The sequence below is a fragment of the Ruminococcus sp. genome, assembly GCF_045129435.1.
Classification (GTDB): domain Bacteria; phylum Bacillota; class Clostridia; order Oscillospirales; family Acutalibacteraceae; genus Ruminococcoides.
In genome coordinates, this window is record NZ_JBGVJL010000009.1 from 1 (window position 1) to 8,688 (window position 8,688).

The window sequence follows — 8,688 nt, forward strand, 5'->3', positions numbered from 1 at the left end:
GAAAAGCTCCAAAAGAAAGCACGCTTAAGGGAACAGGGCTTTCAATGCCCTTTTCCCTTAAGTATCCCTTTTCCCCAAACGACCAAGGTCAGCGACCTTGGAACTACATACTTTTGATTTTCTGTCACAGATTTGTTTTGAAAAAGGTTTGATTAAAGGATTTTTTAGTCTAAATTCCAACATCATCTAAGTGCATTTGTTTATAAATTAATATGGTCTTGTTGTGGTGGTTTGTTCTCTTACAGAGGAGAACTTCCACGCTCTTATGTTGATTTCTGTTATGCCTGTGCCACAGTATTCGCAGAATTTTTGACCTAAGTTTTTGATAGGAGCACCGCAGTTAGAGCAGTTTATGCCAAGTCCCTCACTGCCGTTTGCCACCATATCCACATTCTGAACATACACAAGCTCGGTTTCATACACGCTCTGGGTTTTCATATTCTTTTCGCCGTACACAACATTTCCGACAGCGTCTGTGGTGTAGGTGTAAGAACCAACCGATGATACAAACACAATTCTTGCCGTAGCACCGTCCTTTGTGTAGCGTGAAATTTCTGTGCGATGTATTACCACATCATTAAAATTCTGTGTATATCCTCTGCTGTCGAGGTCGGTAATAATACCGCTTACGCTATCCTTTAACGCATTTGAACATTCGCCGTACAAAAGTGACGGATTTTTTTCCTCAATCGAGTTCATATAGCTACGCAGTACGGTTTCTGTCTTTTGCCTGTAGTCGTCATAATCAAATTCTGGAAAATCTCTTTGTATTCTCGGCAAGCATAGGCTTGTCATAGCCTGCAAAGAGCGTGGAGTTTCACTCATAGTACGCTTTTGATTATTAATTCCCTGAGCAAATGAGTCTGTGCCAAACATAGTTCTTGAAATATGTCTGATTCCGTTTCTTATTTTGTAAACCGCCACCGCAATGACAATGGCAACCACTGCAATCAATACAAGTGTTACAATCAGTCCAACAGGCACATCACCTGTCGAAGCAGCCGCACTTTTTGCAAAAAAAGCATCTCCGACAAATATTTGATTCATCGTTTACTCCTGTGACTTTACAGAAATGCCGAGTACATCCAGGCTCTCATCATCAACAACAGACGGACAAGCTGACATAAGCTCGCTTGCGTTCTGTACCTTAGGGAATGCTGTAACATCACGAAGGCTGTCAGTACCGCACATAAGCATTGTAACTCTGTCAAGACCAATGCCCATACCGCCATGTGGTGGTGCACCGTACTTATATGCTTCTACAAGGAAGCCGAATTTTGCTTCAATTTCCTCATCAGTAAGCTTTAGTGCCTTAAACATTCTCTGCTGTAATTCATAATCTGTAATACGCATTGAACCGCTTGAAAGCTCTGTGCCATTAAGTGTGAGGTCGTAAGCCTTAGCAATAACCTTCGACGGGTCTGTATCAAGATACTGCAGGCACTCTTCCTTAGGCATTGTGAACGGGTGGTGCATTGCAAGCCACTCGCCGCTTTCCTCGTCATACTCAAAGAACGGGAAGTCAACAATCCAGAGGAATTTGAATACATCCGGAATAATGTCGAGCACCTTGGCAACCTTGAGTCTTAATGCACCGAGTGTTGAAAGGACTGTGCTGTTCTTGTCGGCAACAATGAAGATAACATCGCCTTTTTCGGCACCGAGTCTTTCGTAAATTGCAGAAAGCTCTTCCTCTGTCATAAACTTCTTGAACGATGCGTTCGGCTCGTCAACCCATCTTACATAAGCAAGACCCTTTGCACCGATACCCTTGACATACTCTGTGAGCTTATCAATTTCTTTTCTTGTATATACAGAGGCAGCGTTCTTGGCAACAATAGCACGAACAGAACCGCCGTTTTCAACAGCACTTGTAAATACGCTGAAGCCGCAGTCCTTAACAAGGTCAGAAATGTTCTGAATCTTCATATCAAAACGAATATCAGGCTTATCTGAACCATAGTTTTCCATAGCCTCGTTGTAGGTCATTTTTTCAAACGGAGTTACAAGCTCCTTGCCAAGCACTTCCTTAAACAAACGCTTGAAAAGTCCCTCGTTGATTTCCATAATTTCGTCCATATCAACAAATGAAAGCTCCATATCAATCTGAGTAAACTCAGGCTGACGGTCGGCTCTCAAATCCTCATCTCTGAAACAACGGGCAAGCTGAATGTAACGATCAAAGCCCGATACCATTAAAAGCTGCTTGTAAATCTGCGGTGACTGCGGGAGAGCGTAGAACTTACCCTTATGAATTCTTGACGGTACAAGGTAATCTCTCGCACCCTCAGGAGTTGACTTAATCATCATCGGGGTTTCAATCTCGATAAAGCCGTTCTCGTAGAAGTAATCTCTTGCAACCTTTGCAATCTTACTTCTCATAATGATATTGTTCTGAATCGGACGGCGGCGAAGGTCAAGATAACGATATTTAAGTCTTAACTCCTCGTTTGTATTGGTTTCGTCAACGATTTCAAAAGGCGGTGTCTGAGCCTTTGAAAGAACTCTGAGGTCTGTTACCATAACCTCAATATCGCCTGTAGGAATATCCTTGTTCTTTGAGCTTCTCTCACATACTATGCCCTTTGCAGCCAAAACATACTCACTGCGGCAGGCAAAAGCCTTATCAAAAATTTCTTTATCTGTCTTATCGTTAAAAGCAAGCTGTACAATGCCTGTGCGGTCACGCAAATCAATAAAAATAAGCTGACCTAAGTCACGACAACGCTGTACCCAACCGCAAACTGTAACTTCTCTGCCGACATCTGTAATTCTTAAATCAGAGCAGTAGTCGGTGCGTTTAAGTCCTGTCATAAATTCTGCCATTTTTGTATATCTCCTTAAATTAAGTTGTTAATGCTTACAGCTTAAAGCTGTCAACATCAGCAAGCTGAAGTACCATAAATTTTTCTGCAAAGGTGTCATCAAGCACAACTTCTGTCTGCTCACCGCTTGTCATATTCTTAATAACAGCCTTGCCCTGCTCAATTTCATTGTCACCAAGCACCATAGAATACTTTGCACCGATTTTATCGGCATACTTCATCTGTGCTCTCAGTCCTCTGCCTACAACATCGGTTTCGGCAATAAGACCGCATGAACGAACAGCCTTGATAATCTCAAATGATTTCAGCGAAGCCTTGTCGCCCATTACGGCAACATAAAGGTCGCAGGTTGACGGCTGTGGAATTTCAATGCCCTGCTTGTCCATAAGCATTAAAAGTCTTTCAATACCCATCGCAAAGCCAAGTGACGGCAAGTGCTTACCGCCAAGCTCCTCAATAAGTCCGTCATATCTGCCGCCGCCGCAAACTGTGCCCTGAGCACCGATAAAATCGGTAACAAACTCAAAAACAGTCTTTGTGTAGTAGTCAAGGCCACGAACGATTGTAGGATTTACTGTATATTCAACACCGGCAGCGTCAAGATATTTCTGAACGCTTGCAAAGTGCTCCTTACATTCATCGCAAAGATAATCTGTAATTTTAGGTGCGTTCTCTGCAATCTTTGAGCAAACAGGACTCTTGCAGTCGAGTATTCTCATCGGGTTTTTCTCAAGTCTTGAATTACAGGTTTCACAAAGCTCATCCTTATAACCGTAAAAATACTTCTTGAGTGCCTTGTGATATTCGGCACGACAGGTTGGACAGCCGATTGAGTTAATCTCAAGTCTGAGCTGCTTAATTCCAAGGCGGTCAAAAATTGACTGTGCGGCACAAATAAGCTCTGCGTCTGCAACAGGTGACTGTGTACCGTAGCACTCAAGACCGAACTGGTGAAACTCTCTGAGTCTGCCTGCCTGTGGCTTTTCGTAACGATAGCAAGATACAAAATAGCTTGCCTTAATCGGTAAGCTTTCATTTACAAGACCGTGCTCGAGCACCGCTCTTGCCGCACCTGCTGTACCCTCAGGACGAAGTGTAACGCTTTCACCGCCCTTTGTGTCGAATGTGTACATTTCTTTCTGAACAACATCGGTTGTTTGTCCCACACCTCTTGCAAAAAGCTCGGTGTGCTCAAATACAGGTGTACGAATTTCCTTGAAGCCATAAGACGCTGATTCCTTACGCATAACATCTTCAACAAACTGCCAACGGTAGCTGTCCTTTGGCAAAACATCTTCTGTGCCCTTAATCTTTTTGGTTATTACTCCCATTATTTCCTCCGAATTATAAAACCTTTTGTATTAATCAAAATCTCCGTATAAACACAATTATCGGGCAGCACAATACCGCCCGACAATGAAATCGTTTTTTACTTTAAAATATTTCTCCAATCAAGGTCGCCACGCTCCAGACCATGAATGAGTACCTCGGCGGTTGCAATATTTGTGGCAACCGGAATATTGTGCATATCGCAAAGTCTGAGCATATTCATATCGTTAGGCTCGTTTGGCTTTGGATTGAGCGGATCTCTGAAAAAGAGAAGCATATCTATTTCGTTACAAGCAATTCTTGCCGCAATCTGCTGGCTGCCGCCCTGTGAGCCTGCCAAAAACTTCTGAATTGTAAGACCTGTTGCCTCTGAAACCATTTTACCTGTAGTACCTGTTGCACAAAGGTTGTTTCTGCTCAAAACACCGCAATAAGCAATACAGAACTGTACCATAAGTTCCTTTTTTTCGTCATGTGCAATAAGAGCAATATTCATACACAAATTCCTCCCTATATATTAAAAGGCTTATCCTTTGAACGCAAGAGGTATTCTCTCTCCCTCAAGTCTGCGGGCAAGGCAATCAAAAACCGATGCCGCCGCACTCCAGTTAAGCCCAGCAACTCCACGCTGCATAATAACTGATATTCTTATGTCAAACGGTACAAGTGCAATAAGCTGAGTTTGCACCGCATCAATAACTTCGTCAAGGTCGGCATAAAAGCCAAGCTCTGTAAAAGTTTTTCTGTCAAAGCGATTGATAACAAGCCTTTGGTTTTTAATTCCCAAGGCATCAAGCTTATTTTTTACTTTCAATCCGCCTCGCACACTTGTAGGCTCTGCATTTGCCACAATAAGTGCCCTGTCGGCAGGTGTAGCGGCAGTAACAAAGCCTGAGCCAATGCCTGCCGGTGAGTCGATTATTACAAAATCATAATCAACCTTTAAAGTGTCAACAAGCTGACGAAACACACCCGGACTAAGCTCATTATCGGTATCAAAAGGTGCTGCCATGAGATAAAGATTTTCATTGTTTTTGCTTTTATAAACAGCGTCTGCAAAAGCGCAGTTGCCGCTTACGGCGTCTGCCGCATCAAAAACAATGTCGTTTTCCATATCGAGCATAATATCAAGACCACGCATACCGCAGTCACAGTCGATAAGCAAAACCTTTTTGCCCTGCTTGATAAGGGCAACCGAAAGGCAAATGCACACAGTTGATTTTCCGGTGCCTCCCTTTCCGGAGGCTACAACTATAACATTATCCATAATATATACTACCTCTGAATTATTCTATCATATTTTTGTCAAAAGAGCAATAAAGGAGAGTAATTTTATCAAACAAAAATTATATGTACTTTTTATGCAAAATATATAATTTTACCGTTATACTTTTCGCATTTTTACATTTTTACCATAATTTGATGGTAAAAATACACTAAACTACAGTTTAATTTTTTCAATTATAAAAACTTTTTTTGATTTTTGCAATTCTTTTTGTATGCAAGCAAGCAATTTTAAAAATTCTTTTTTCCACACTCTGTCCTTTATTTATATAAAACATCTTAAAATAGAGTTTGTTTTTAAATTATATCACCTTTCGCCGTCAAAACAAGCATTATTTTGCTGATAAAGGATTTTTACATACAAGCAAAGCTTATTTGCCGTTATCGGCAAGAAATACTGATTTTGCAAGTGTATAATTCGTTGATTTCTTGCCGATAATATAGTCAATTTCACATAAAATTTGCAAAATGGCAGACATCGCATAACGCTGATGTCTGCCATTTGATTGTCATTTCTATTTTTTAATATCTTTAACTGAACATAAGCGTAGCAATACCGACTCCCGCTAATGATAATAAATATTTGATAGAATATCTAATTAATGATGAAAGAAAATCCGAATAATTATATATACATACCGATACAATAGCATTGCTGATAAAATTAAACACAAGCACAAGGACACAACATAAAAGCATCAGATTAGCGGTAGAGTTAATACCTACTTTAAATGTGAATATCTCAGTGGTTTTTATTGCAATAAAAGGACTGATTAGTTCGCATATGCATCTTAAAATTATAAAGATAATTATAAACAAACTTTCTTTATACCAATAATCAATGAAAAAAATCACATCAAAAGCAAGTTCGATAATTAAATACGGGGCAATGTACACATATCTGAGTATAGGAGAATTGTATTTTGTCAATTTCACAATACCCACAAGAAAAACTCCGTAGAATATAAATTCCAGCAAAAGCAATATACTCTCATCGTAAAAGTTGAATTTCAAAATCGTGACAAGCGTATAAAGCATTGGCAGCACAAGCCACCACCAATTAGCTTTAAATTCTTCTTTTATTGATAAATCATTTACGGCTCTTTCCAACTCAAACTCCTCCTTATATAATTTTACAAACGCCTTTAATACTTATAATTATAAATATTTCAGATCCGAATTTCAACAGTAGATATTCAAACTGATTTTTTCATATTTTTAAATATATTCATTATTTTGAATTTTCCAATCATTTTTATGGTTCTATAATAAAAGTTGGGGTAACACTGATAAATTATGGTTTAGCGGAAAGTTTCGGATAAATAACAAAGAAATTTAGGTCAAGCCTTTTTAAAGGCTTGCGGGTATGGGCAGAGCCCATAAAATCTTCCAATATAACAATTTATCAGGCACAAACAGCAACGCTGTTTGCGTGATAGAGCAAAGTTTGACAAAACAGGCGACAGCCTTTAAAAATAAGAAATAATTTATAAATAGAAAAAGAATATCTTTTCTGTTTTGTGTTGCTATCGCAATTAAAATGCTTACGCTACTGTGTTCAAGCTGACAAACAGCAGGCTGTTTGTCTATCAAAGCTTTGCATAATGGGAAAGTATTGTGGGCTTTGCCCACGCCCACAACCCTTGAAAAAGGTTGACCAAATTTTTATTTTCGGGTATAAAGTTTGTGATAATTTAAGTAAAAGTTTCCCGACCGTTGCTAAACAGTAATTTATCAGTATTACCCAAAATTTAAAACAAAACCAATAAAATTTGCAAAAGGGCAGACATTGCATAACGCTGATGTCTGCCCTTTTGACTATCCTTTCTATTTTTCAATAGCTTTAACTAAATATAAGCGTAGCAATACCGACTCCCGCTAATGATAAAAAGGATTTGATAGAATATGATAAAAAATACCGATTAAATTTTACAATTCACGCCAATAGCGGTTAATATCGGCAGGAAGATTTTCTATGCTGTCGCCGATAATTTCCATATATTCCTCTTCGATGATTATCGGCACAATAAAATATTGCCCATCTTTATTCAAGCCAAATAATTCACCGCTGCCGTTTGAGCCGATAATAATATTGCCGTCAGGCAAGTATTCTTTATAATCATTATTTACACTTTCCAACTCTTCAATCGGGAAAATGACAAGCCACGACTCGCCGGTATCTCCTTCTCCGCCATTATGTCTTTTCATAAATTCAATGTATTCTGTCGGTAATTTCAAACCGCACATTATTTCAGGAATTGTCCCTTGATACGGATCATTAAATTCAAATTCTGACCACATTTTTGTCCTCCTTAATTATTTCACTATTCCGCATACCTGCACTACCACGTCTATCCAACGCTCCGCATCCAACAATAATTCCTCATGCTGAAGATCATATTCACAAATATCCGGATTCTCAAAATATTTTAAATAACGCTTTCGATATTTCTCGCCCATCTTCAGTGCATAAAAAACATGGATTGTTGTCCCCGGCACTTGAATATGTTCGCCTACTTTTGTATAGAAATCCGTACAAAACTGATTTTTCATAGACTCTTTTGATATAAAAGAAAAATCAATTTCACTGCCGGCACCCATCATTTTCATAAATCTCTTTATATAATCGGAGCTGTCGTTGCCACTATTCATTTTCTTCTCAAAAACCTTTTTCATTAATCCGCCGCCCTTTTCGGAAATAAGCGGATAAAAAATCGGCATTATGAGGGCTGTTTCCAAATGTGCCAACCATTTTGGAGCTTGGTCCATATCGCTGGAGCCTATAATAGCATGGTCAATATGAATATTTTGGCGGCTTACAAGGAGAGAAACGAAAGAACCTCCCAATGAACAGCCATAAGCCGCAAATATTTTTCCACCCAAATTTTCCCTTACATAACTCTCAATTTTTTCCGTTTCATCAAGTTCCGAAATAAAAGTGGTATTTTCTGTTTCATCAAAGCCGCTATAACTAACAATAAGTGTATAAAAATATTGCTGTAAGCCCTCCAATACATGACCAAAGTTTGTTTTCCAATAACAGCATGTTCCCGGAAACAACATAATAGACGGTTTGTTTCTGTCACCAAATCCATATATTTTCATATGTAGGCTCTATAATAAATGTTGGGGTAACAAATAGAGCCTACAAAAATAATTTTAAAAAAAGTAGAGCATATTTGTCTAAAATCCGTTAAAATAGAATTGCTTAGAAACCAGAAACGGAGGAACAAATATGCTCTACAAATAT

The 8,688-nt window shown here is 39.0% G+C and carries 9 protein-coding genes; all 9 read right to left on the reverse strand.

The features are described from left to right. Positions 1 to 207: 207 nt before the first annotated feature. The gene (locus ACJMMI_RS00310; RefSeq protein ID WP_405352405.1) at positions 208 to 1,047 is read right to left on the reverse strand and encodes a zinc ribbon domain-containing protein; all 840 of its coding nucleotides are present in this window, start codon (positions 1,045 to 1,047) and stop codon (positions 208 to 210) included. 3 nt (positions 1,048 to 1,050) lie between these two features. Beyond that, a complete protein-coding gene (aspS, locus tag ACJMMI_RS00315; RefSeq protein WP_405352407.1) occupies positions 1,051 to 2,826 on the reverse strand; it encodes an aspartate--tRNA ligase in 1,776 nt (591 codons plus the stop codon). A gap of 34 nt (positions 2,827 to 2,860) precedes the next feature. Beyond that, positions 2,861 to 4,156, reverse strand: coding sequence for a histidine--tRNA ligase (hisS, locus tag ACJMMI_RS00320; RefSeq protein ID WP_405352408.1), 1,296 nt, complete (start codon positions 4,154 to 4,156; stop codon positions 2,861 to 2,863). Positions 4,157 to 4,254: 98 nt separating this feature from the next. Then, the gene (mgsA, locus tag ACJMMI_RS00325) at positions 4,255 to 4,650 is read right to left on the reverse strand and encodes a methylglyoxal synthase (RefSeq protein ID WP_015523032.1); all 396 of its coding nucleotides are present in this window, start codon (positions 4,648 to 4,650) and stop codon (positions 4,255 to 4,257) included. 30 nt (positions 4,651 to 4,680) lie between these two features. Beyond that, positions 4,681 to 5,421 carry a septum site-determining protein MinD gene (locus ACJMMI_RS00330; RefSeq protein WP_405352411.1) on the reverse strand — a complete coding sequence of 247 codons (741 nt, stop codon included), beginning with the start codon at positions 5,419 to 5,421 and terminating at the stop codon, positions 4,681 to 4,683. A 548-nt stretch (positions 5,422 to 5,969) separates the two neighbouring features. After that, complete coding sequence (locus ACJMMI_RS00335) at positions 5,970 to 6,548, reverse strand: hypothetical protein (protein ID WP_405352413.1); 579 nt, start codon at positions 6,546 to 6,548, stop codon at positions 5,970 to 5,972. A 240-nt stretch (positions 6,549 to 6,788) separates the two neighbouring features. After that, the gene (locus ACJMMI_RS00340) at positions 6,789 to 7,070 is read right to left on the reverse strand and encodes a hypothetical protein (protein WP_405352414.1); all 282 of its coding nucleotides are present in this window, start codon (positions 7,068 to 7,070) and stop codon (positions 6,789 to 6,791) included. Between the two features lie 297 nt (positions 7,071 to 7,367). Continuing rightward, positions 7,368 to 7,739, reverse strand: a complete 372-nt coding sequence (locus ACJMMI_RS00345; RefSeq protein WP_405352416.1) for an SMI1/KNR4 family protein — start codon at positions 7,737 to 7,739, stop codon at positions 7,368 to 7,370. 15 nt (positions 7,740 to 7,754) lie between these two features. Next, the gene (locus tag ACJMMI_RS00350; protein ID WP_405352418.1) at positions 7,755 to 8,543 is read right to left on the reverse strand and encodes an alpha/beta hydrolase; all 789 of its coding nucleotides are present in this window, start codon (positions 8,541 to 8,543) and stop codon (positions 7,755 to 7,757) included. Positions 8,544 to 8,688 lie beyond the last annotated feature (145 nt).

Excerpts from the sequence above, each read along its gene's own strand:
- ACJMMI_RS00310 (WP_405352405.1), bottom strand. The coding sequence starts at position 1,047 with ATGAATCAAATATTTGTCGGAGATGCTTTTTTTGCAAAAAGTGCGGCT.
- aspS (WP_405352407.1), bottom strand. The coding sequence starts at position 2,826 with ATGGCAGAATTTATGACAGGACTTAAACGCACCGACTACTGCTCTGAT.
- hisS (WP_405352408.1), bottom strand. The coding sequence starts at position 4,156 with ATGGGAGTAATAACCAAAAAGATTAAGGGCACAGAAGATGTTTTGCCA.
- mgsA (WP_015523032.1), bottom strand. The coding sequence starts at position 4,650 with ATGAATATTGCTCTTATTGCACATGACGAAAAAAAGGAACTTATGGTA.
- ACJMMI_RS00330 (WP_405352411.1), bottom strand. The coding sequence starts at position 5,421 with ATGGATAATGTTATAGTTGTAGCCTCCGGAAAGGGAGGCACCGGAAAA.
- ACJMMI_RS00345 (WP_405352416.1), bottom strand. The coding sequence starts at position 7,739 with ATGTGGTCAGAATTTGAATTTAATGATCCGTATCAAGGGACAATTCCT.
- ACJMMI_RS00350 (WP_405352418.1), bottom strand. The coding sequence starts at position 8,543 with ATGAAAATATATGGATTTGGTGACAGAAACAAACCGTCTATTATGTTG.